This window comes from Streptomyces sp. NPDC058195 (assembly GCF_042883525.1).
In the GTDB taxonomy this organism is placed as follows: Bacteria; Actinomycetota; Actinomycetes; order Streptomycetales; family Streptomycetaceae; genus Streptomyces.
This window is the reverse complement of sequence record NZ_JBHVVM010000018.1, coordinates 63,572-85,690: the sequence shown is the minus strand read 5'-3', so window position 1 is coordinate 85,690 and position 22,119 is coordinate 63,572. Positions and strand designations below refer to the sequence as shown.

22 protein-coding genes are annotated in these 22,119 nt (G+C 72.3%); 9 read left to right on the top strand and 13 right to left on the bottom strand.

The window, feature by feature from the left end; genetic code table 11:
* Nucleotides 1-402 precede the first annotated feature (402 nt).
* Nucleotides 403-2,025, top strand: a complete 1,623-nt coding sequence (gene groL, locus ACFVWY_RS22590) for a chaperonin GroEL (protein WP_352280049.1) — start codon at nt 403-405, stop codon at nt 2,023-2,025.
* A gap of 140 nt (nt 2,026-2,165) precedes the next feature.
* Here groL and ACFVWY_RS22585 read toward each other — a convergent pair whose 3' ends face one another.
* The 4 genes from ACFVWY_RS22585 to ACFVWY_RS22570 all read right to left on the bottom strand — a co-directional run bounded on the left by ACFVWY_RS22585 (nt 2,166) and on the right by ACFVWY_RS22570 (nt 5,755).
* Complete coding sequence (locus ACFVWY_RS22585; RefSeq protein WP_389875247.1) at nt 2,166-3,407, bottom strand: esterase/lipase family protein; 1,242 nt, start codon at nt 3,405-3,407, stop codon at nt 2,166-2,168.
* A 204-nt stretch (nt 3,408-3,611) separates the two neighbouring features.
* A complete protein-coding gene (locus tag ACFVWY_RS22580) occupies nt 3,612-4,070 on the bottom strand; it encodes a MarR family winged helix-turn-helix transcriptional regulator (protein ID WP_389875244.1) in 459 nt (152 codons plus the stop codon).
* 270 nt (nt 4,071-4,340) lie between these two features.
* Nucleotides 4,341-4,559 carry a ferredoxin gene (locus ACFVWY_RS22575; protein WP_389875242.1) on the bottom strand — a complete coding sequence of 73 codons (219 nt, stop codon included), beginning with the start codon at nt 4,557-4,559 and terminating at the stop codon, nt 4,341-4,343.
* Between the two features lie 5 nt (nt 4,560-4,564).
* On the bottom strand, nt 4,565-5,755 hold the full coding sequence (locus tag ACFVWY_RS22570; RefSeq protein WP_389875240.1) for a cytochrome P450: 1,191 nt from the start codon (nt 5,753-5,755) through the stop codon (nt 4,565-4,567).
* 111 nt (nt 5,756-5,866) lie between these two features.
* On the opposite strand from ACFVWY_RS22570, the gene ACFVWY_RS22565 reads away from it, so the two are divergent.
* Nucleotides 5,867-6,565, top strand: a complete 699-nt coding sequence (locus ACFVWY_RS22565; protein WP_389875237.1) for a TetR/AcrR family transcriptional regulator — start codon at nt 5,867-5,869, stop codon at nt 6,563-6,565.
* Here the strand turns inward: ACFVWY_RS22565 and ACFVWY_RS22560 are convergent, their stop codons facing one another.
* Complete coding sequence (locus ACFVWY_RS22560; protein ID WP_389875235.1) at nt 6,566-8,200, bottom strand: adenosine deaminase; 1,635 nt, start codon at nt 8,198-8,200, stop codon at nt 6,566-6,568.
* A gap of 374 nt (nt 8,201-8,574) precedes the next feature.
* On the opposite strand from ACFVWY_RS22560, the gene ACFVWY_RS22555 reads away from it, so the two are divergent.
* Together ACFVWY_RS22555 and ACFVWY_RS22550 are read left to right on the top strand one after the other, a co-directional pair.
* Entirely contained in the window at nt 8,575-8,823 is a 249-nt protein-coding gene (locus ACFVWY_RS22555; RefSeq protein ID WP_389875232.1) for a hypothetical protein, read from the top strand.
* Complete coding sequence (locus ACFVWY_RS22550; protein ID WP_389875230.1) at nt 8,813-9,046, top strand: hypothetical protein; 234 nt, start codon at nt 8,813-8,815, stop codon at nt 9,044-9,046. The genes ACFVWY_RS22555 and ACFVWY_RS22550 overlap by 11 nt, the downstream gene beginning before the upstream one ends.
* 265 nt (nt 9,047-9,311) lie before the next feature.
* On the opposite strand, the gene ACFVWY_RS22545 is transcribed toward ACFVWY_RS22550, so the two are convergent.
* The 3 genes from ACFVWY_RS22545 to ACFVWY_RS22535 form a co-directional block, all read right to left on the bottom strand.
* On the bottom strand, nt 9,312-10,877 hold the full coding sequence (locus ACFVWY_RS22545) for a PTS transporter subunit EIIC (RefSeq protein ID WP_389875228.1): 1,566 nt from the start codon (nt 10,875-10,877) through the stop codon (nt 9,312-9,314).
* A gap of 106 nt (nt 10,878-10,983) precedes the next feature.
* Nucleotides 10,984-11,967, bottom strand: a complete 984-nt coding sequence (gene murQ, locus ACFVWY_RS22540) for an N-acetylmuramic acid 6-phosphate etherase (RefSeq protein ID WP_389875226.1) — start codon at nt 11,965-11,967, stop codon at nt 10,984-10,986.
* 83 nt (nt 11,968-12,050) lie between these two features.
* Complete coding sequence (locus ACFVWY_RS22535) at nt 12,051-12,968, bottom strand: MurR/RpiR family transcriptional regulator (RefSeq protein ID WP_389875223.1); 918 nt, start codon at nt 12,966-12,968, stop codon at nt 12,051-12,053.
* A gap of 161 nt (nt 12,969-13,129) precedes the next feature.
* Here ACFVWY_RS22535 and ACFVWY_RS22530 point away from each other — a divergent pair, with 161 nt between their 5' ends.
* Together ACFVWY_RS22530 and ACFVWY_RS22525 are read left to right on the top strand one after the other, a co-directional pair.
* Nucleotides 13,130-13,498, top strand: a complete 369-nt coding sequence (locus ACFVWY_RS22530; RefSeq protein WP_389875221.1) for a hypothetical protein — start codon at nt 13,130-13,132, stop codon at nt 13,496-13,498.
* Nucleotides 13,495-13,770: a DUF4031 domain-containing protein gene (locus tag ACFVWY_RS22525; RefSeq protein WP_389875218.1), complete on the top strand. Its 276-nt coding sequence runs from the start codon at nt 13,495-13,497 to the stop codon at nt 13,768-13,770. Before ACFVWY_RS22530 ends, ACFVWY_RS22525 begins: the two co-directional genes overlap by 4 nt.
* 98 nt (nt 13,771-13,868) lie before the next feature.
* On the opposite strand, the gene ACFVWY_RS22520 is transcribed toward ACFVWY_RS22525, so the two are convergent.
* Nucleotides 13,869-15,188, bottom strand: a complete 1,320-nt coding sequence (locus ACFVWY_RS22520; protein ID WP_389875413.1) for a Cmx/CmrA family chloramphenicol efflux MFS transporter — start codon at nt 15,186-15,188, stop codon at nt 13,869-13,871.
* Between the two features lie 210 nt (nt 15,189-15,398).
* Nucleotides 15,399-16,064 (bottom strand): hypothetical protein, encoded by a 666-nt coding sequence (locus ACFVWY_RS22515; RefSeq protein ID WP_389875215.1) that lies wholly within the window; start codon nt 16,062-16,064, stop codon nt 15,399-15,401.
* Nucleotides 16,065-16,192: 128 nt separating this feature from the next.
* Between ACFVWY_RS22515 and ACFVWY_RS22510 the strand changes: the two genes are divergently transcribed.
* The 3 genes from ACFVWY_RS22510 (at nt 16,193) to ACFVWY_RS22500 (ending at nt 18,596) form a co-directional block, all read left to right on the top strand.
* Nucleotides 16,193-16,942, top strand: a complete 750-nt coding sequence (locus ACFVWY_RS22510; protein WP_389875410.1) for a LamB/YcsF family protein — start codon at nt 16,193-16,195, stop codon at nt 16,940-16,942.
* Between the two features lie 116 nt (nt 16,943-17,058).
* Entirely contained in the window at nt 17,059-17,706 is a 648-nt protein-coding gene (locus tag ACFVWY_RS22505; protein ID WP_389875408.1) for an allophanate hydrolase subunit 1, read from the top strand.
* Nucleotides 17,703-18,596 (top strand): biotin-dependent carboxyltransferase family protein, encoded by an 894-nt coding sequence (locus ACFVWY_RS22500; RefSeq protein ID WP_389875212.1) that lies wholly within the window; start codon nt 17,703-17,705, stop codon nt 18,594-18,596. The genes ACFVWY_RS22505 and ACFVWY_RS22500 overlap by 4 nt, the downstream gene beginning before the upstream one ends.
* Here ACFVWY_RS22500 and ACFVWY_RS22495 read toward each other — a convergent pair.
* From ACFVWY_RS22495 to ACFVWY_RS22485, 3 genes are all read right to left on the bottom strand, one after another.
* Nucleotides 18,562-19,116 (bottom strand): hypothetical protein, encoded by a 555-nt coding sequence (locus tag ACFVWY_RS22495; RefSeq protein WP_389875210.1) that lies wholly within the window; start codon nt 19,114-19,116, stop codon nt 18,562-18,564. The two genes, ACFVWY_RS22500 and ACFVWY_RS22495, sit on opposite strands and share 35 nt — an antisense overlap.
* Nucleotides 19,113-19,691, bottom strand: coding sequence for a hypothetical protein (locus ACFVWY_RS22490; RefSeq protein WP_389875207.1), 579 nt, complete (start codon nt 19,689-19,691; stop codon nt 19,113-19,115). The genes ACFVWY_RS22495 and ACFVWY_RS22490 overlap by 4 nt, the downstream gene beginning before the upstream one ends.
* A gap of 92 nt (nt 19,692-19,783) precedes the next feature.
* Nucleotides 19,784-22,069 (bottom strand): heavy metal translocating P-type ATPase, encoded by a 2,286-nt coding sequence (locus tag ACFVWY_RS22485; protein ID WP_389875204.1) that lies wholly within the window; start codon nt 22,067-22,069, stop codon nt 19,784-19,786.
* Nucleotides 22,070-22,119: the final 50 nt, after the last annotated feature.

Here is a 22,119-nt window from a genome sequence, read left to right as displayed (position 1 = left end):
CCCGTACCCATGAGGTACGGGCCCTCAGCGCGTCCCGTGACGCCCCGGCACACCGCGCGTGACGCCGTCCGGCGCACCCGTCCGTGGTGCGTCCGGCACGCGCCTGCGACGCGCCTTGCGTACGACCTGCGACGCGCCCTGTGTACGGCCTGTGGTGCGCCCCGCGGACGGCCTGTGGCGCGTCCGGCGCACTGTCCACATCCCGAGGGGGACGCTTGCACTCTCGGGGGTCGAGTGCTAATCATTGGCGTTAGCACTCTCCAGGTGAGAGTGACAGAACTTGGACCGGGCCGGTGAGGCCCGCAGGCCGGTGGGGCAAGGAACCACCAGGCACGCAGGCCGTCCGTCGCGGGCGCCATCCGGTCCGGAGAAATCCACCCCTGTCCGGGAGGACCACTTCACATGGCCAAGATCATCGCGTTCGACGAGGAGGCCCGGCGCGGTCTCGAGCGCGGCATGAACCAGCTCGCCGACGCCGTCAAGGTCACCCTTGGCCCCAAGGGTCGCAACGTCGTCCTTGAGAAGAAGTGGGGCGCCCCCACGATCACCAACGATGGTGTCTCCATCGCCAAGGAGATCGAGCTGGAGGACCCGTACGAGAAGATCGGTGCGGAGCTGGTCAAGGAGGTCGCCAAGAAGACGGACGACGTCGCCGGCGACGGTACGACCACCGCCACCGTTCTCGCCCAGGCGCTCGTCCGCGAGGGTCTGCGCAACGTCGCCGCGGGTGCCAACCCGATGGCGCTCAAGCGGGGCATCGAGAAGGCCGTCGAGGCCGTCTCCGCCGCTCTCCTGGAGCAGGCCAAGGACGTGGAGACCAAGGAGCAGATCGCTTCGACGGCCTCCATCTCCGCTGCCGACACCCAGATCGGCGAGCTCATCGCCGAGGCCATGGACAAGGTCGGCAAGGAAGGCGTCATCACCGTCGAGGAGTCCCAGACCTTCGGTCTGGAGCTGGAGCTCACCGAGGGTATGCGCTTCGACAAGGGCTACATCTCGGCGTACTTCGCCACCGACATGGAGCGTATGGAGGCGTCGCTCGACGACCCGTACATCCTGATCGTCAACTCGAAGATCAGCAACGTGAAGGACCTCCTTCCGCTGCTGGAGAAGGTCATGCAGTCCGGCAAGCCGCTGCTGATCATCGCCGAGGACGTCGAGGGCGAGGCCCTGTCGACCCTGGTCGTCAACAAGATCCGTGGCACCTTCAAGTCCGTCGCCGTCAAGGCCCCGGGCTTCGGTGACCGCCGCAAGGCCATGCTCGGTGACATCGCCATCCTCACCGGTGGCCAGGTCATCTCCGAGGAGGTCGGCCTCAAGCTGGAGAACGCCGGTCTCGACCTGCTCGGCCGCGCCCGCAAGGTCGTCATCACCAAGGACGAGACGACGATCGTCGACGGTGCCGGTGACAGCGACCAGGTCCAGGGCCGCGTCAACCAGATCCGTGCCGAGATCGAGAACTCCGACTCGGACTACGACCGTGAGAAGCTCCAGGAGCGCCTCGCGAAGCTGGCCGGCGGCGTGGCCGTCATCAAGGCCGGTGCCGCGACCGAGGTCGAGCTGAAGGAGCGCAAGCACCGCATCGAGGACGCGGTGCGCAACGCCAAGGCCGCCGTCGAGGAGGGCATCGTCGCCGGTGGTGGCGTGGCTCTGCTCCAGGCCTCGGCCGTCTTCGAGAAGCTGGAGCTCTCGGGTGACGAGGCGACCGGCGCCAACGCCGTGAAGCTGGCGCTGGAGGCCCCGCTCAAGCAGATCGCCGTCAACGGTGGTCTTGAGGGCGGCGTCGTCGTCGAGAAGGTGCGCAACCTGGCCGTCGGCCACGGTCTGAACGCCGCGACCGGCGAGTACGTCGACATGATCGCCGAGGGCATCCTCGACCCGGCGAAGGTCACCCGCTCCGCCCTGCAGAACGCCGCGTCCATCGCCGCGCTGTTCCTCACCACCGAGGCCGTCATCGCCGACAAGCCGGAGAAGGCCGCCGCGGCCGCCCCGGGCGGCATGCCGGGCGGTGACATGGACTTCTGATCCTGACGGATCGGTAGTTCCTTCCGGCACAGCGTCGAGCTCTGCCGCGTCGGCCCCTGGGACCAACTGGTCCCAGGGGCCGACGCCGTTCCTCCTTCCGCGGGTCCGCCGAAGGAGGCCGGAAAGGAGGCCGGAGACGTCTACGGAAGGTGGCCGAGGAGCCAGGCGCAGAGCTCCCCGGTCACGAGCGCGTGCGGTTCGTTCCGGGAGGCGAGCCGGTAGTCGTCCAGCCCGCCCGCCCCGGCCGGAAGCGCGGAGATGTCCTGGTACAGCTCCGTGTCCGTGTCCGGATCGCCGACGTCCACCGCGCTGACGGACGGTACGAAGCAGTGCGACCGGATGCGCACGGCGGTCGTGAGGCCGAGGTCCGGGCCGAGGGCGTTGAGGCCGTCGGCGACGATGCCGAAGCCCTCCAGCGAGCCGCCGGGTGCGCCGTCGATCGACGGCAGCCCCTGCGTCCGTACCTCATGGGTCTTCGGCGCCGCCACCCGGAGCTTCGCCACGCAGACGCCGGGGCCGGGCGCCTGGGTGTGGAGCAGGGTGCCGACGACCGAGCGGCCCGTCCCCTCCAGGGCCAGCTCGCCCGCCCGTACGTCGGTGCCGACGCCGTCGGCGGTGCCGTTGGCGACACCGATCAGCCGGGGGCGGCGCGGCCATTCGCCGACGGCCGCCATCTCCGCGAGGAACGCGGTACGCGCCTGGCTCCGGCCCGGCGTGCCGTCCCAGGTCCCGATGTGCCGCCACAGCAGTTCACGGGTGCCCGGACTGTTGATCTGCTCGGAGAACCGGCCGTCGAGGTCCTTGACGTAATGCGCGAACGCCTGGAGCGCGACCGGCACCCAGGCGCCCCGGTGCGGAGTGTCGTACGAGAAGTAAAGCGCCGTGCCGTGGTCGGCGCCCTCGTACTCCATCCTGGCCAGCGCGTGCCGGGTGACCAGCCCACCCGTGCTGAACCCGCCGACGACCAGCGGGGTGGCGCCCAGCCGCTCCGCCAGAGCCCGGGTGATCGCGGCGCGCGCGGTGCGGGAGTTGTCCAGAATCGACGCCCCGCGCTCGTGGTGGCCGAGGAGAATGACGTCACGCCCGCGGCGGCGCAGCTCGCTGATGAGCGGATAGTCACCGAACTCCAGGATCTGCCAGGAGAACTCCAGCTCGCTGGGGCCCGTACCGAAGCCGTCGGCGAGGATCACCGGACGTACGAGGCCGGGGTTGCCCTCGCCGTGGTACACCCAGGCGGTGCCGCCCGGCAGATCCCACACGGCGCTGGGCGACACCGGAAGCGAGCCGGGCCGCTCGGCGTCCAGCCGGGTGCCGGGCGTCAGCGCGATGGCGGGCCTTTCGTGGAGCGCGGAGACGATCTGCTCGCGGGACGGCTCGGACATGGGTGGTGTTCCCCTTTGGGACGGTTGATTACGATGCGCGCCAAGGGGAGCACGTGCGGTGGCTGTCCAGCGGGCGATGCGCTGCCAAACCACCCCCAGGTGGGAGCAACTTTCGGACACGCCCCACTGCCCTCCCGCCCCCGCTCCGGCACGCCGTCCCGCAGCCCCGCTGCGCCACCGCCTCGCCGTCCCGCCGCAGCCGCGTCAGTGGTGCCAGGCGCGCCCGCCGGTGTTGTGGATGAACCGCTGGAGCACCTTGAGCGTGGTGAGGTACTCCTCGTCGGAGATGCCGGCGTGCCGTTCCGCCCACAGCTCTTCCTGCAGGGCCGCGGCCTTGGCGTGAAAGGCCGTGCCCTCGGCGGTGATGTCCAGGCGTCCCTCGGCGTCCTCGGTGACCCAGCCCCGGGCGATGGTCTGGTCGATCTCCGCCTCCATGTTCTCCGGGCCGGTGTCGAGGTAGTTGCGCAGGAGCCGGGACACCTCGTCACGGCTCCTGCCGCCTTCGGCCCGCGCGACCTGTGCGAGAACCCACCACTGCGGCTGGTTGGTGCCGATCTCCCCGAGCGCGGCCCGGGTCCGGGAGACGACGGCCTTGTAGGCCGCCCAGCTCCAGTAGCCGATGGGCTGCTGCGTCAGTTCGGCGTCGTTGTGCGAGTACTCCATGACTGGTTCCTCCGTCGGTTCCGTCATCGCGGCACGTGCTCGGGCATCGCCGCCCTCGCTCGGGCTGGGGCGACGGAACCGACCTTAGAAGCTCAACTGGACTTGAGGTCAAGGCCGTTCAGCGGGTGCGGGCCAGGGAACGCGGAACGCGGGGGTGCCGGGTGCCGGGCGGCGGGTGGCGGGTGAACCCCGAGTTGACCGACGGGAGGGGTGCGACCCGGTGTGCGGGACGGGGGTCCGGCACACCGGGTGAGCGGGGCAGTGGGCGGGTCAGTCGCGGCGGGGGCCGATGACGGTGGTTCCCTCGTGGATGGTGATGGCCAGGGCCGGGCAGATGTCGGAGGCGTCCAGGACCTGTTCGTCCGGCTCGATCTCGTCGGTGCGGGCGCGGGCGCGTTCACCGTCGAGTTCGAACACGCCGGGGACCGTACCGGCGCACATGCCGGAGCCCTGGCAGAGCTGGGGGTCGACGCGTACGGTCCAGGTCATGGCGGTCACCACTCCACCGGCATGACGCGTGGGCCGCGTACGAGCATCTCGGACTTCCAGGTGACGTCGGCCGCCAGGCGCAGTCCCGGGAAGCGGGTGATGAGGGCGGACAGCGCCTCCTGGAGTTCCAGCCGGGCCAGCGGGGCGCCCAGGCAGTGGTGGACGCCATGGCCGAAGCCGAGGTGCTGGTTGCCCTCCCGGGCGACATCGAGCACGCCCGGGGCGCTGAACCGCAGGGCGTCGCGGTTGGCGGCGCCGACGGCGACCAGGACCGGGCTGCCCGCGCGGACGAGCGTTCCGCCGACCTCGATGTCCTCGGTGGCGTACCGGGCCTGCCCCGCGCCGCTGCCCAGCGGCACGAAGCGCAGCAGCTCCTCCACCGCGTTCGGGACGAGCGCGGGTTCGGCCCGGAGGCGGGCGAGCTGGTCCGGGTGGTCCAGGAGGGTGAGCACGAAGTTGGGGATCTGGGACGCGGTGGTCTCGTGCCCGGCCACCAGGATGCCGACGCACAGATCGACGAGTTCGAGCTCGGAGAGCCGGTCGCCGCCGTCGCGGGCCTCGATGAGCGCCGTCATCAGGTCGTCCTGCGGTGCGCGGCGGTGCTGCTCGATCAACCCGGCCATGTAGGCCCGCAGTTCCTCGCGGCTCGCCTCGAACTCCGCGGCGGTGAGGGAGCTGGTCGACAGCGCGTCGTCGCTCCACTTGCGAAAGAGCGGCCGGTCCTCGGTGGGGACGCCCAGCATGCGGCAGATCACGGCGACCGGCAGCGGCAGCGCGAAGAGGTCGACCAGATCTGCGGGGGCCCCGGTCGCCTCCATCGTGTCCAGGAGGCCGGCGGTCAGCTCGCGGACCTGGGGGCGCAGCTTCTCGACCTGGCGGACGGTGAACGCCTTGGCCACCAGGGACCGCAGCCGGGTGTGGTCGGGCGGGTCCATCCCGAGGATGCCGCCGTCCCGCTGTCCCTCGGACTGCCGGGGCTCGTCGTGCGAGGCGGCGGCGGCGCGGCTGAAGCGCTGGTCGCCGAGGACCAGCCGGGCGTCGGCGTAGCGGGTGACGAGCCAGGCCGGTTCGCCGTAGGGCATCTGGACCCGTAACAGGCCGGGCTGTTCGCGTACGCGCTCGTAGGCGTCCGCGAGCTGGAGCCCGTCGGGGGTGTTGAAGGGGTAGGCGAGGGGTGTGATGTCAGCGGTGGTCACTGCGTCCTCCCGGATGTAAGCAGCTGCTTACAACGGTAGGAGCGTCCTTCTGGGGCAGTCAACGACGCTTTACGGCCGTTATCCTGACGGGCCGTTCGAGAGGAGAGCGTCATGGAGCCCGGTTCCGTTCCGCCGCCCGAAGAACGCCGCAGGGACGCCGTGGCCACCCGCCGGCGGCTGCTGGAGGCGGCCCGTGACCTGTTCGCGGAGCGGGGCTACGAGGGGACGACGGTCCGCGGCATCGCGGCGAGGGCCGGGGTCAACCAGGCCCTGCTGTTCCGCTATTTCGGCTCGAAACGAGGTTTGCTGACGGAAGTCGTGGCTCTGGGCGGGCTGGAGCAGTTGCGGGCGACGCCGCCGGAGGAGCTGTTCGAGACCGCCCTGCGTTCGATGCTGACCCGTAGTGCGGAGGGTGCGGAGGACCGTTCCCTGGAGGTCTATCTGCGTTCGGTGGGGCGTGGCGACGAAGCGGCCGGAACGCTGCGAGAACTGGGGGAGGAGTATCAGAGCGCGCTGGCCGGGCTCTCCGGGGCTCCGGACGCGGTGCTGCGGGCGGATCTGGCCATGGCCTGGCTGCTGGGCATCGGTCTGATGCGGACGGTCGTCGCGCGCGAACCGCTGGCCGGCGCGGAGCCGGACGAGGTCTGCCGTCTGGTGCTCGGCACGCTCGGCCATCTGTGGTCGGCGGATTCGGGCGAACCGGGTGAGCAAGGGGGTGCGGGGCTGTCTCCTCCGGGCCCGGGACACAGGCCCGGGACACAGGCCCCGGGCCCGGAGGAGACAGGTGAAGCGGGTGGTGCGGGTGGGTGATCAGGCGTTGTGGCGCTCGAACACGGCGAAGGCCGCTTCCTGACGCCACTCGGTCGCCGCCTTGGGGTTGGCGGCGAGGTAGCGGGCGCAGCGCGGGCTCGGGCGGTCGCTGCCCAGCCGGTCGGCGAGGCAGGCGCCGACCGGGCGGTAGCGGGACGGCGCGGAGTCGGCCCACAGGCCGCGGCCCTCGCGGAAGGCGTACTCCAGCGAGGCGCGGGCCAGGTCCTTCAGCTCGACGTAGCCGAGGTCGTACGTCGTGGACGCGTACTGGTACTCGTGGCTGATGTCGATCCGGGAGACGCCCGGGTCGTCGCTGGCCAGCACGACCGGAACGCCGTAGCGGCGGTACGCGTCGAACGGGTGGTCGCCGCCCGCGACGCCGAGGATCTGCTTGTTGCTGGAGAACGGCACCTCGACGGCCACGTTCCGCCGCGCCATCGTCCGGGCGAGCTGGCGCCAGTCGTCCTCGTGGAGCAGGTCCACGCCGTGGCCGACGCGCTCGGTCCCGGCGACGAGCACGGCTTCACGGATGTGGAAGGTCAGGCCCTCGGGCTTGACCAGGCCGGGGGCCAGCTCACCGGCGTGCAGGGTGAGGTGGGAGGCCGGGTACTGGCCGCGCAGGTACTTCAGCATCCGCATCTGGAGGCTGTAGTCGGCCAGTGCGGTCGCGCCGTCCTCGGGCTGCACGAGGTTGACCGCGACGAACCTCGGGTCGCGCTCGGCAAGCCGCATGCCGACCGCCATCTGTGTGAACACCCGTACCGGGGAGCTGTTCCGGGACACCTGGGAGACCCACCGGACGGGGAGCCTGCAGCCCGGGTCGGGGCGCGGGGTGTCGCAGTGCGCGGTCGCCCGGAACTGCACGTCGGCGTCGTCGGCCTCCTTGACCGCCTCGTCCACCACCCGGTCGAGCTGCCCGCCCGCCAGCAGTTTGCGGTGCAGGGCGGCCAGGTCGGAGTCGTACCCCACCTTCTCGGCGAGCGCCTTGCTGCTTTCCGACGCGGGGGTGACCAGGGTCTCCAGGTAGAACTGGTTCTGCTCGACCACGGTGTTGGCCACGTTGGCGAGCATCTTGCCCCGGGTGTACCAGGTGGCCATGCTGAACTTGCCGAACGCGTCGAAGAACTGGTCGTGCCCGGACTTGCCGGCCGGGAAGTCCTGCATCGACCAGGCCCGGATGATCCGCCGGTGGAACGCGGCGTCGCGCTGCGCGTCGGCCACGGGCCGGGTTCCCGGACCGCACGGCGGCGCCACGGCCGTCGTCGTCGCGTCGATGCAGAGCCCGTCCTCGGTCGCGAGCTTGATCAGGTACTCGGTGGTGACCGCGCCCGACAGGTGGTTGTGCAGGTCGCCGCCCTTGGGCAGCGCCTTGAAGAAGGCAGTCAGCCGCGCCGGGTTGTCGCGCAGGGCCGCGAGGCGCGCGGAGGTCCTGGCCTCGGCGGGGGTGGGGGTGCGGGGAAGCACATGGGCGGCGGTACGGGCGGCCGGCGCCTGCGCGGGAGCGGCGGCGGGGGAGACGGCCGCGGCCGGGAACGCGGGGAGCAGGGCCAGCGCGGCGAGGGCGCCGAGTCCGGCCGTGCGCAGCGACTTGGGGCGGGGACGGGAGCGGTGTGCCGTCCGGGTTGTTGAGATCACCGCCGCATGATTGCGTCCGGATGGGGCATTCTTCGCCCCAATCGCATGTATGGCCTGAAACCTCCACTCAATCAAGGGATTTCGGTCTTTATTCCTAGTTCTCCGGATGAACGGTGGCGTCGTTGTGCAGGGGTGCGCGTGCGGTGGTAGGGGAGCGGAGGGGTTTCGGGGTGCTCGGGGGTGTTACGGGGAGTGCTGCCGGCTGGTCCGCGCCTGTTGTGCGCCGGAATCCGGAGGGGTGAATCGCTTGGGCGCAGCATGACAACTCCCTGTGACAGATGTGCGGTTGTAGGTTCGGCGCCTCTTCCTGGCGTGCGGCGCGTTGGACACGCTGGGTGTGCATTGTCGTTACTCAGCGTGGAAAGGAATGGCTCATGACGATCAAGGAACGGCGCGGGGTCGCGGAGGGCAGAGTGCGGGCCGCGGAGGACGCGGTGACACGGCTGAAGGAGGGATTCTCAAGCATCGGGATCACCTTGCCGTCGTTGCGGATCGACCCGGTGTCGTGTGCGGGGGACGATCCGGTGGCGCCGCTGGTCGACCTGGGGCGGTGCAACCTCGATACGGCGTTGCGGCTGAGTGTGGTGCTGGAGGCGCAGAGGTCGGCTGGTCATGAGGAGTGAGAGCCGTGAGCCGGTGGCGCCCGAGCCGGGATCGTTCGCGGTGGACACCCGGGACGGCCGGGTGGGCCGCGTGATGGGGACGAGCGGGTCGTACGTGCAGCTGCGGGCGCCGGGCGGGGGGCCGGAGTGGGAGTGCCCGCCGGATTCGGTGCGCCCCGCGCCGCTGCGGGAGGTGCTGCGGGCCCGGGTCCGGGAGGTCAACAGGCAAGGAAGGCTGCCATGACGGCCATGACGGCCATGACGGCCATGACAGTGGTGACAGTGGTGACAGCGGTGACAGCGGTGACGAGGAACAGGGGCCATGGGTGTGGGGGCACGCCGATGTCTGCTCTGTTCACCGAGCCGGACGAGGGCGGTGCGGAGGTGCCCCCGGTGTGAGCGGGGCGGCCGCACACGGATGAGGGATGACACCCGGCCTGGGTGCCGCCCCTCATCCGTGTGCGGCCGTTCGTGCCGGGTGCCGGGTGCCGGGTGCCGGGGCGCGGGGGTCAGACTCCGGCGGGTTCCTTCGTGGGGGTGTCGGGGCCGTTGGCCGGGGAGCCGGGCGCCGTCGCCGGGGGCGCGGCCGGTTCCTGGGCGACGTCGAACTCCGCCAGCAGATCCTTGCCGAAGCCGAAGAAGTACGTCGCGAGGAAGCCGGCCAGGTAGCCGACCAGCAGGCCGCCCGCGTAGATCGCGACCGTGGTGCCCAGGCCGTGGTTGCCGTCGAGGAGCGGGAAGAGCGCCCAGCCGGACGGGCCGATGGCGGTGGAGCCGACCTTGTCACCGAGCTGGTTGAACAGGCCGACGAAGCCGCCGCCGAACGCGCCGCCCACACACGCCGTGATGAACGGGCGGCCGAGCGGGAGGCTGACGCCGTAGATCAGCGGTTCGCCGACGCCGAGCAGACCGGCCGGGAGGGCGGACTTGATCGTGCGGCGGATCGAGCCGTTGCGGGGGAGGCGGAAGTAGACCGCGACGGCCGCACCGACCTGGCCCGCGCCCGCCATCGCGAGGATGGGGAGCAGCACGGTGTAGCCCTGCTGCTCGATGAGGGTGGTGTGGATGGGGATCAGCGCCTGGTGCAGGCCCAGCATCACCAGGGGGAGGAAGAGGCCGCCGAGTACGAAGCCCGCGCCCGCGCCGCCGTTGGAGAGCAGCCAGTCGGCGAAGGTGCCGATGGCGGTGGAGATCTCGCCCGCCACGTACATCAGGCCGAAGAGCGTGACCAGACCGGAGACCAGGACCGTGAGGGTCGGGGTGACCAGGACGTCCAGTGCCTCCGGAACCCAGCGGCGGCACCACTTCTCCACGTACACCGCGAGTACCGCCGCGCCGAGCGCGCCGAGCACACCGCCCTGGCCCGGGGAGAGCTTCTGGCCGAACGCCTCGATGTTCGCGACGCCCGGGAAGACGATGATCGCGGCGACCGCGCCGCCCAGGATCGGTGTTCCGCCGAACTCCTTCGCCGTGTTGAAGCCGACGAACACGGCGATCAGCGCCATGAAGCCGGAGGCCGTCGCGGCCAGTGCGGGGGTGACCGAGGGCAGCCAGCCCAGGTTCACCAGCAGGCCGTTGAGCCCGGCGATGATGCCGCAGCCGATGAGCGCGGGGATCAGCGGGACGAAGATGTTCGCGACCCGGCGCAGGAACAGTTTGAACGGTGTGGCGTTCTTCGCCTTCCGGGCCGCCTTCATCGCGGCCCCCTGCGCGGCCAGCCCGGCCGCGGTCGTGGCGGGCTCGGTGGGATCAGGCCCGGTTCCGGTGGGGGGTGCGGGCTGTGGGGTGGAGGGGGCTCCGGGCTCCGCCGTCCGGGCTTCGGCGACCAGTCGTTCGAATTCCGGAGTGACCCGGGCGACGGTTCCCGGGCCGAGGACGATCTGGTAGGTGTCGTCCTCGACCACGCCCATGACGGCGGGGACCGCCTTCAGGGCTTCGTCGTCGGCGAGCGAGCGGTCGCGCAGACCCAGCCGTAGCCGGGTCATGCAGTGGGCGACGGATTCGACATTCGCGGCGCCGCCGACGAGGGGGAGGATCGCGGCGGCGGTGGCGCGGTTCTTGTCTTCTGGTGCCATGGTGCTGGGGCCTTGCTGTGCGGGGGTGCGGGTGGTGCGGGCAGTACAGGTAGTGCGGGGGCGGGGGACAGGGAAGAGGTAGGTGGTGTGGGGGCGGGGCTGGCGGTCAGGTGGTGCGGGGGGCGGCGGCGAGGGCGGCGCGGAGGTGGCCGTCGGACGAGGCCAGCAGTGTGGCGGCGGTGGGGCCGTCGACCTGGCCGAGGAGGGTGAGGATGGCGTTCTTCACCTCGCCGTCGGTCGCGGCCAGGGCGGCTTCAATCTCGGCGTCGGAGGCACCGGTGGCGAGCGAGACGATCCGGCGGGAACGGGCGCGCAGCTTCTCGTTCGAGGCGCGGACGTCGACCATCAGGTTCCCGTACGTCTTGCCGAGCCGGATCATCGTGATCGTCGAGATCATGTTGAGGACGAGCTTCTGGGCCGTGCCCGCCTTGAGCCGGGTGGAGCCGGTGAGCAGCTCCGGGCCCACGACGATCTCGATGCCGTGTTCCGCGGCCGCGCCGAGTGCGGAGTCCGCGTTGCAGGACAGGCCGATCGTCAGGGCGCCCTTGGCGCGGGCGTGCTCGACGGCGCCGATCGCGTACGGCGTGCGGCCGGAGGCGGAGATCCCGACCACGGTGTCGTCGGCGGTGAGGTGCAGTGCTTCGAGGTCGGCTGCGGCCAGCTCCTTGCTGTCCTCGGCACCCTCGACGGCCTTGACCATGGCGCCGGGGCCGCCCGCGATCAGCCCGATGACCTCGGACGGGTCGGTGTTGAAGGTGGGCGGGCATTCGCTGGCGTCGAGCACGCCGAGCCGTCCGGCGGTGCCCGCGCCCGCGTAGATCAGCCGGCCGCCGCGGGCCATGCGCGCCGCGGTGCCGTCGATGGCGGCGGCTATCTCGGGGAGCCGGGCGCCGACGGCGGCCGGTACGGACTGGTCCTCGCCGTTCATGATGCGGGCGATGTCGAGCGTGCCGAGGCGGTCGATCTCGGCGAGCTCCGGCCGGAACGCCTCGGTGGTGAGCGTCGCCAGCTCGGCGCGCAGCTCGCCGTATCCGCCGGACGGGTCGGAAGCGGCGGGGGAGGCGGCGTCGGTGTCGGGGGTGGAGGTCATGGGGGGCGGCTCAGCTTTCTCGGTCTTCGTCTTCTCGGTCTCGTACGGTGGTGCGTTCCCCGGCCCGTCGGGGACCGGGACGGTCAGCGGGGGCGCGGGGTGTGGCGGTGGGCCAGTGCTTCGTAGGAGGCCGCGAGGGCCGGTGCGGCCGTTTCGTAGGTGCGCTGCGCGACGCCTATGAACAAACAGTCGACCACGAGCAGCTGGCTCGTGCGGCTCGACATGGCGGCGGGCCGCAGCTCGCTCTCCCGGGCGGTGGACGTGGTCAGCACGTGGTCGGCGTACTGCGTGACCGGGCCGTCGGGGCGGCCGGTGATCGCGATCGTCGTCGCCCCGCGGTCGAAGGCGACGCGCAGCGGCTCGATGACGTCGACCGTGGAGCCGGAGTGCGTGATCGCTATCGCCACGTCGCCCGAGCGCAGCTGTACGGCGTTGGTCACCGCGAGGTGCGGGTCCGTGTGGGAGTGCGCGATCAGGCCGATGCGGGCGAGCTTCTGCGCCAGGTCCTGGCCGACGAGCGAGGAGGCGCCGACCCCGTAGATGTCGATCCGGCGGGCGGTGGCGGCGGCGGCCACGGCGGCGCCGAGCTGCACCGTGTCGAGTCCGGCGGCCGTGTCGGCGAGGGTCTGCTGCTCGTCGTAGGCCAGCTTGGCGACCACGTCGGCGATCGGGTCGTCGACCGCTATGTCGGCGGTGACGGAGGGGGCCCGGCCGGACTGCTGGTGCGCGGCGAGCCCGGCGAGGGCCAGGCGCAGGTCCCGGTAGCCGGGGTAACCGAGGAGGCGGGCGGTGCGGACCACGGTCGCCTCGCTGGTGCCGGTGAGCTCGGCGAGACCGGTGACCGTGAGGGCGGCGCAGCCGGCCGGATCACCGGCCACGGCCTCGGCGACGCGCTGCATGGAACGGGTCATGGACGGCGCGAGCGTACGCACCTTGGCCGCGAGGGCCGCCGGGGCGGGCGGGGATTCAGCGCTGAAACTTTCCTTCAGGTCATGGGTCACATTTGAAAGATATTTTCAACCGGGTTACCCGTCAACCCCTCTCTGGCCCCTGTTCCTTCGGCCGGTCCCCCTTCCGTCCGCTTCCGGCCGTGCGGGGCGGACCGCGTCTGTCCCTATCCCGCCGAGGGGGGCCGACTGTTCGGGCAGGGGACAATGGGGCCATGGAGATGAATCCCTTGGAACAGGCCCTGCATACGGCCCGTGCGCTGGTCATGGCCGATCTCGCCGCGGGGGATGTCGCCGAGGCCGGGATCGTCTCGATGGTCGAGGACGCGGTGACGCACCGCCGCTGGTGGGTGGAGCAGTGGCCCGAGGGCGCCGCGTTCGTGGTCGGGCTCGTTGCCCAGGACGTGCAGGACGCCCTGCTCGAACGGTACGGACGCTGGCCGCTCTGCCCGGTCTGTGACGCGGGCGACCCGCACGCCCTCGATGTCGAACCGGAGCTGGGGCCGGATCCGCACTGGGTGTGCACCAAGGCCGCGGTGGCCGTGGCGCCGGTCGGTTCACTGGCCGGGATACTGCGCCGGTGACGCTGTACATCGACCCGCCGCAGTGGCCGGGGCATGGCCGGTTCTGGTCGCACCTGGTCAGCGATGTGTCCTTCGAGGAACTGCACGCCTTCGCGGCGTCCATCGGCTGCCCGCCCCGGGCCTTCGACCGGGACCACTACGACGTACCGGATGCGCGGTACGAGGACGCGGTACGCGCCGGGGCCGTGCAGATCGGTTCGAAGGAGCTGGTCCGCCGGATCACGCAGGCGGGGCTGCGCCGCCCGAAAGGACGACCGGCCCCCGGCGCCTGACGGCGGATTCCGGGAGCCGGTGTACGGGGGAGGGGAAAACAGGGGAGGGGGAGAACGGGGGAAGGGGAAAGAGGGGAAGGGGAGAGCGCGATCCGCGATCAGGCAGTGGTCGAGGGGCGCCCGTCCGCGCACGCCTCCACCGGCACGTCCACCGGAGCCTGCACCGGCACGTCCGCCGGTCCCACGACCGAAGCCCCGGGGGCCGCCGATGCCGATCCCGTTGCCTTTGCCACGGACGCCGCGGCTGGCGCCCCCGCCACCCGGCGCGAGCGTCCGCCGCCCTGGAGCCGCAGCGAGAACACCACGGCCACCAGCGCCACCACCGTCATCGCCGCCCCCGCCCACGCCGTCGCCGTGAAGCCGAAGTCGGCGTCGATCACCGCACCGCCCAGCCAGGGGCCGCCCGTGTTGCCCAGGTTGAACGCGGCGGTCGTCGTCGCCCCGGCCAGCGTCGGGGCGGCACCCGCGACGTTGAACATCCGGGCGTTCAGCGCCGGGGCCGTGTAGAACGCCGAGAGGCCCAGCAGGAACGCGAGCCCGACCGCCGCGACCGGGCTCGACGCGAACAGCGCCAGCGCGACCAGGAAGACCGTCGAGGCCGCGATCCCGCTCATCAGCACCCCGAAGAGGTGCGCGTCCGCGACCCGGCCGCCGATCGTCGTGCCGACCAGCGCACCGATCCCGAAGAGCGCGAGCACGGTCGGCACCCAGCCCGAGTCCAGCCCGGCGACGTCCGTCAGCAGCGGGGCCAGATAGCTGAACGCGCAGAAGACGCCGCCCGCGGCGAGCGCCGTGATCACGATCGACAGCCACACCTGCCGGTCCCGGTAGATGGCCATCTCCTGCTTCAGCCGGGGCTTGCGCTCCGGCAGGGGGATGCGCGGGATCAGTGTCGCCACCCCGACCAGTGCCACGGCGGAGGCCGCGCCGACCGCCCAGAACGCCGACCGCCAGCCGAGGTTCTCACCGAGGAACGCGCCCAGCGGAACGCCCAGCACGTTGGCGATCGACAGGCCGCCGATCATCACGGCCATCGCACGGGCCCGCGCGTTCACCGGCACCATCGCGATGGCGACCGCCGCGCCCACCGCCCAGAACCCGGCGCAGGCGAACGCGCTCACCACCCGGGACACGAACAGCACCTCGTACGTCGGGGCCAGCGCGCCCGCGACCTGGCCGAGCCCGAAGACGGTGATCAGAGTGATCAGAGTGGTGCGGCGCGGCAGCCGGAGCGTGGCCACGGCGAGCAGCGGGGCGCCGATCACCATGCCGATCGCGAACGCGGATATGAGGAGACCGGCACGCGGGATCGACACGTTCATGTCGTCGGCGATGGGCGGCAGCAGGCCGGAGAGCATGAACTCGCTGGTTCCCAGGGCGAAGACCGAGAGACCCAGGATGTAGACGGCCAGGGGCATGCGGGAGCGTCGTGCGGCAGAGTCGGGCATGACAGCAGACAACCGTGTCCGCCGCTACGTGATTCCCGGCGCTTGTCGGATTTACGTAGTTGTCATCTTCCTGCCTGCTGGCTCCCCTGCCCACGGGCGCAGCTGCCTACCGGCGTATCTGCCCACCAGCCCACCAGCCCACCAGCTCTCCTGCCTACCGCTCCGTGGCTCACCCATGGCTCAGCGGGTCAGCAGGTCCCGTTCGGCCCGCAGGTTCTGCCGAGCCCGCGGCTCCCAGTGCTCCGCCCCGTACGGCGTACGGAACAGCCTCGGCAGGCCGAGCAGTTGGCGCAGCACCGCCGCCCGCCCCTCCCGGAACGCCTCGTCGGGCACGAAGCCGTACTCCTCGCGTACCCGTGCCGCGTAGGCCGCGTACTCCTTCGGGCTCCCCGCGAGCACGGCCAGGTCCGCGTCGCAGAGGACCTCCCCGTCGGTGTCGCCCTCCGCCGGGTCGTGGGTGACGGTGAGCCGGACGAGACGGGCGACCTCGGCCGTGACCCCGTCCGGCACACCGGCCTCCGGGAGGGCGCGCTCGGCCAGGGCGGCGCTGCGCTCCTCGTTCTCGGACCGGTCGGGCCGGTACACGGCGTCATGGAACCAGGCGGCGAGGCGCACCGCGTCCGGGTCGGCGGCGTACGGGGCGAGCGTGTCGATGTGGTCGAGCACCGCGACCAGGTGCGCGGTGGTGTGGTACTTGCGCTGCGGTTCGGCCCAGCGGGCCAGCAGGTTGTCGGCGTACGGCACCGGATCGGGGCCCGGTGCGCCGTTCCGGGCGCGGACCAGGGTGTCCGCCCAGCGGGCGCGCAGGTGTCCGTCGGTGCCGTGGGTACGCGAGCTGTCGGCCATGGGCACGAGGCTACGGGGTGTTCCGAGGGCCCGTCCCGTGATGTGGGCGGGCCTTGTCCGGCGGGCCGGGCGCTCACTAGCGTGCGCCTGTGACGGATCTGACGAACCCGGCCGGCCGGACCGCCCCGATGGACCTCAACGCCGATCTCGGCGAGGGGTTCGGGCACTGGACCCTCACCGATGACGACGCCCTCCTCTCCTGTGTCACCAGCGCCAATGTGGCCTGTGGATTCCACGCGGGCGACGCCTCCGTGATGCGGCGGGTCTGCGACACCGCCGCCGCCCGGGGCGTGACGATCGGCGCCCAGGTCTCCTACCGGGACCTGGCCGGGTTCGGGCGCCGCTCGATGGACGTCCCGCCCGCCGAGCTGACCGCGGAGGTCGCCTACCAGATCGGTGCGCTGCGGGTGTTCGCCGAGGCGGCCGGGGCCTGCGTCGCGTACGTCAAACCGCACGGCGCCCTCTACAACCGGGCCGTCTGGGACGACGAGCAGGCCGCCGCCGTGGTCGCGGGCGTCGGGCTGGCCGGTGGTGACCTGGCGGTCCTCGGCCTGCCGGGCTCGCGCCTGCTCGCCCACGCCAGGGCCGCGGGCCTGGCCGCCGTGGGGGAGGCCTTCGCCGACCGGGCGTACACGGCGCGGGGGACGCTGGTGCCGCGCGGTGAGCCCGGTGCGGTGGTGCACGACGCGGACGAGGTCGTACGGCGCAGTGTCGGCGTGGCGGTGGAGGGCGGGGTCACCGGGGCGGACGGCAGCCGGATACCGGTCGCGGCGCGCTCGTTGTGCGTGCACGGCGACACTCCGGGAGCGGCAGCGCTGGCGCGCCGGGTCCGGGCCGCGCTGGAGGCGGCGAACGTGCCCCTGCGGGCCTTCGCGTGAGCGGGTACGGCAGGGACACCGCGCAGGGGGACGGGGACGGGGACGGGGGCGGGGCCGGGGCCGGTGAGCCGGTGGGGCTGGCCGCCGGGAGCGGGGCCGGGGCCGGGGAGCTGGTCGTGCTGCCCGCCGGGGACGGGGCGGTGCTCGTCGAACTGCCCTGCGCCGAGCGGGCCGCCGCCTTCCACGCCGAGCTGCTGCGCCGCCGCGCGCGCGGTGAGCTGCCCGCCGTGCGCGAGATCGTGCCCGGGGCCCGGACCGTGCTCATCGACGGGCTCGTGGACCGCACCCCGGCCGGTCGGGCCCGGTTCGCCCGGTTCACCCGGGAACTCGCCTCCTGGCGGATTCCGCCGCTGCGTCACGGGTCGGGGGCGGCCGTCGAGATCCCCGTCGTCTACGACGGCCCCGACCTCGCGTTCGTCGCGGCGGCCTGGGGCGTTCCGGTGGCCGAGGTGTCCCGTATCCACGCGGCGACCGAATTCCGGGTGGCCTTCTGCGGGTTCGCCCCCGGCTTCGGCTACCTCACCGGGCTCCCCGCGCACCTCCACCTGCCTCGGCGTGCGACCCCGCGCACCCAGGTCCCGGCCGGTGCGCTGGCGCTCGCGGGGGCGTACACCGGGATCTACCCGCGCCCGTCGCCCGGCGGCTGGCAGCTCGTCGGGCGCATGCCCGAACCGGGCGGGCTGTGGAACCCGGCCCGCGAACCGGCCGCGCTGCTGACCCCCGGAACCCGGGTGCGTTTCGTCGGGCTGGGGGCGGCGTCGTGACCGGGGCGGTCCAGGTCGTCCGGGCCGGTGCGCTGACCACCGTCCAGGACTCCGGCCGCACCGGCTGGGCGCACCTCGGCGTACCGCGTTCCGGCGCCCTGGACGTCCCGGCGGCCCGGCTCGCCAACCGGCTGGCCGGGAACGGGCCGGACGCGGCGCTCCTGGAGACCACCGTCACCGGCTGTGCGGTCCGCCCCGACCGGCCCGTCCTCGTGGTCGTGGGCGGCGCGCCCTGCCGGGTCACCGTGGACGGGCGGCCGGTGGCCTGGGGCGCCCCGGTCCGCGTCCCGGCGGGTGCGGTGCTCGACGCGGGCCCGGCGGTGCGGGGCCTGCGCGGCTACCTGGCGTTCGGCGGCGGCCTGGTGCCGGAACCGGTGCTGGGCAGCCGGTCGGCCGACCTGCTCTCCGGGCTCGGCCCGGCCCCCCTGCGCACCGGCGACGTGCTGCCGCTGGGCGAGGCCCCGGCGAGCCCCCCGGCCGCCGACGCGGTGCCCTGGCCCGGTGTCCCCGCCGAGCTGGTGCTCCCGCTCCGCCTCGGCCCCCGTCACGCCTGGTTCACCGCGGGGGCGCTGCGTACGCTCACCACGGCCACGTACCGGATCTCGCCGGACAGCAACCGGATCGGGCTGCGCACCGAGGGACCGGCGCTCACCTGCGCCCGCACGGGCGAACTGCCCAGTGAGGGCATGGTGCTCGGCGCCGTCCAGGTGCCACCGGACGGCCACCCGGTGGTGTTCCTCAACGACCATCCGACGACGGGCGGTTATCCGGTGATCGGGGTGGTCGCCGAGCCCGCGCTGGCGGCCGCGGCGCAGGCGGTCGCGGGAACCCGGCTACGGTTCACCGCCGCGACCGTCAGGACGCGGCGGGCAGCCCGAAGTGGTCCCTGATGATCCGCATCGTCACGGCGCCGTCGGCATTGAAGCCGGGGTCGTTCTCGTACGCCGGGGTCTCCCGGCCGACTATCCCGGCGTCCAGCAGCTCCCGTACCAGCAGGTCACCGCTGCGGCGTGACTCGCGGCGCTGCCCCACGTTGAAGTACGACCGTTCGAACCCGCCCCGGCAGTACTGGAACTGGAAGGGATGGTCGGGGCAGTGCGGCACCATGTAGTTCTGCCCGTGCGGGCACGGGCAGGCGGGCGTGGTGGCCAGGAACACCGTCCGCACCCGGTCGGGCCCGCCGAAGCGTTCCTCGTAACGGAACCCGGTGATGTCGCGCGACAGGTCCGCCACTTCGTCGCCGGGCACGGTCGCCGCGTCGTGCGTCAGCCAGGACCAGCCGTCCGACGCGCCCCGCGTGCGGGCGGGGTATCCCGCCGCGGCGAAGATCTCGGTCAGCGTGGGCAGGTCCAGGCCCTGGGCGTAGGTGACAAAAGTGCCGGAGGCGCCGGAGGCGATCGGGTCGTTCATGCCCCGCTCACCACCTTCCGGGCCAGCGGGGGCGACGGCAGGCCGAAGGCCCCGGCGATCGTCCGCACCAGGCGGTCCTCGTCGTCGTAGTGGTGGTCGAAGCAGTCGTGGCCGTCCTTCGCGTCCGCTTCCTCGCACTCCGCGCCGGGGCCTATGAGTCCGGCGGCGAGCAGCTCGGCGGAGAGGTGGTCGGGGTTCTCCCCGACCCGCTGGCCGATGTTCTCGAAGCTGAAGGCGAGGACCAGGCGGCCGTCGCGGTGGTACTCGAAACTGGGCCCGTGCGCCTTCGCGCTGCACGGCTCGGTCTCGAACACGACCAGCTCCGTGCCCTGCGGGCAGAGCCGCCGGTAGTCGACCCCGTTGTAGTCCTCTATCTCCTCGTTGACCATGTCGTGCACCGCCCAGGCCCAGCCGCCCGCCCCGGTGCCGTCATCACCGCCCTCCGCTCCGCCGTGCGCCAGTGGTTCGCGCCGCAGCTCGCGCAGGCCCGCGGTGAGCGCGTCAAGCGGCAGGCCACGAGCGAGAACGATGTTCACCTCGTGGCCGGGGAAGGAGTCGTGCATCCAGCTCGTCATGCCGGAAACCCTAAGTGCCCGCACTGACAACGCGGCCTGCCGGGAGCCCTGTTGGACTCCCGGCAGGCCGCGTTGTCAGCGGTGTCCGACGGTTACGAAGCGGCCTTGAAGCCCCGCAGCCGCAGCGAGTTGCCGACGACGAAGACCGAGGAGAACGCCATCGCGGCGCCCGCGATCATCGGGTTGAGCAGCCCGGCAGCCGCGAGCGGCAGTGCGGCCACGTTGTAGGCGAAGGCCCAGAACAGGTTGGTGCGGATGGTGCCGAGAGTCTTGCGCGACAGCCGGATGGCGTCCGCAGCGGACCGCAGGTCACCGCGGACCAGTGTCAGGTCGCCCGCCTCGATCGCGGCGTCCGTGCCGGTCCCCATCGCGAGGCCCAGATCGGCCTGGGCGAGGGCGGCGGCGTCGTTGACCCCGTCCCCGACCATGGCGACCGAACGGCCCTCGGCCTGGAGCTTCTTGACGACGTCGACCTTGTCCTCCGGCATGACCTCCGCGTACACCGTGTCGATCCCGACCTCGGCGGCGACCGACTCGGCCACCGCCCGGTTGTCACCGGTCAGCAGGATCGGGGTGAGCCCCAGGGCCCGCAGCCGCTCGATGGCCTCGGCGCTGGTGTCCTTCACCGCGTCGGCGACTTCGAGCACCGCCCGCGCCTCACCGTCCCAGGCGACCGCGATGGCCGTCCGGCCCGCGGCCTCGGCCGCGGCCTTGAGCCGGGCCAGCTCCACCGGCAGGTGGATCTCCCACTCGGCCAGCAGCTGCTCCCGGCCGACCAGGACCGCGTGGCCCTCGACGATTCCCTGGACGCCGAGTCCGGGGACGTTGGTGAAGTCCTCGGGGGTGGGGAGGGTGGTGCCGGTGCGGTCGGTGGCTCCGGTGGCGACGGCCTGGGCGATGGGGTGTTCGGAGGAGTGTTCCAGGGCTCCGGCGAGGCGGAGGACCTCGTTCTCGGTGGTGGTGGCGGTGGTGTGGACGTCGAGGAGGGTCATGCGGCCGGTGGTGACGGTGCCGGTCTTGTCGAGGACGATGGTGTCGACGCGGCGGGTGGTCTCCAGGACTTCCGGTCCCTTGATGAGGATGCCGAGCTGGGCGCCGCGTCCGGTGCCGACCATGAGGGCGGTCGGGGTGGCGAGGCCCAGGGCGCAGGGGCAGGCGATGATCAGTACGGCCACGGCGGCCGTGAACGCGGCGGTCAGACCCGAACCGTTGCCCAGCCAGAAGCCGAGCGTGCCGAGCGCCAGGGCGATCACCACGGGGACGAAGACGGCGGAGATCCGGTCGGCGAGCCGCTGGGCCGCGGCCTTGCCGTTCTGGGCGTCCTCGACGAGCTTCGCCATCCGGGCGAGCTGGGTGTCGGCGCCGATCCGGGTGGCCTCGACGACGAGCCGGCCGCCCGCGTTGAGGGTGGCCCCGGTGACGGAGTCGCCGACGCCGACCTCCACGGGCACGGACTCGCCGGTCAGCATCGAGGCGTCCACGGCCGAGGCGCCCTCGACGACGGTGCCGTCCGTGGCGATCTTCTCGCCGGGGCGGACCAGGAAGCGGTCACCGACCTGGAGTTCGGCCGTCGGCACGGTCACCTCACGGCCGCCGCGCACCACGGTGACCTCCTTGGCGCCGAGTTCGAGCAGCGCCTTGAGGGCCGCGCCCGCCTTCCGCTTGGAGCGGGCCTCGAAGTAGCGCCCGGCCAGGATGAACGCGGTGACTCCGGCGGCGGCCTCCAGGTAGATGTTCCCGGAGCCGTCGGTCCGGCCGATCGTGAGCTCGAACGGGTGCGTCATGCCGACCATGCCCGCCGTCCCGAAGAACAGCGCCCACAGCGACCACAGGAACGCGGCCGAGGTGCCGACCGAGATCAGCGTGTCCATCGTGGCGGCGCCGTGCCGGGCGTTGGTGAACGCGGCCCTGTGGAACGGCCAGGCGGCGTACGTGACGACCGGGGCGGTCAGCGTCAGGGAGAGCCACTGCCAGTAGTCGAACTGGAGCGCCGGGATCATCGACATCGCGATCACCGGCACCGCGAGCGCGACGGCCGTCAGCAGACGCTGGCGCAGCGGGCGCAGCTCGTCGGCCTCCTCGGACCCGTCCCCGGGCGTCACCGCCGAGTCGGTACGGGCCGGGGGAGCGGGCTCGTGCGCGGTGTAGCCGGTCTTCTCGACGGTGGCGATCAGGTCCTGTACGGAGAGGTCCTCGCCCCGGTAGCTGACCTTGGCCTTCTCGGTGGCGTAGTTGACGGTGGCGGTGACGCCGTCCATCCGGTTGAGCTTCTTCTCGATACGGGCCGCGCAGGAGGCGCAGGTCATGCCGCCGATCGCGAGCTCGACCTCTGCGGCGGTGCCGGTGTCGGTGCCTGGTGTGGCGATGTGCGCGGACACGTTGTCCTCCCTGACCGTGACGTTGATACCCCTAGGGGGTATGCATTGCT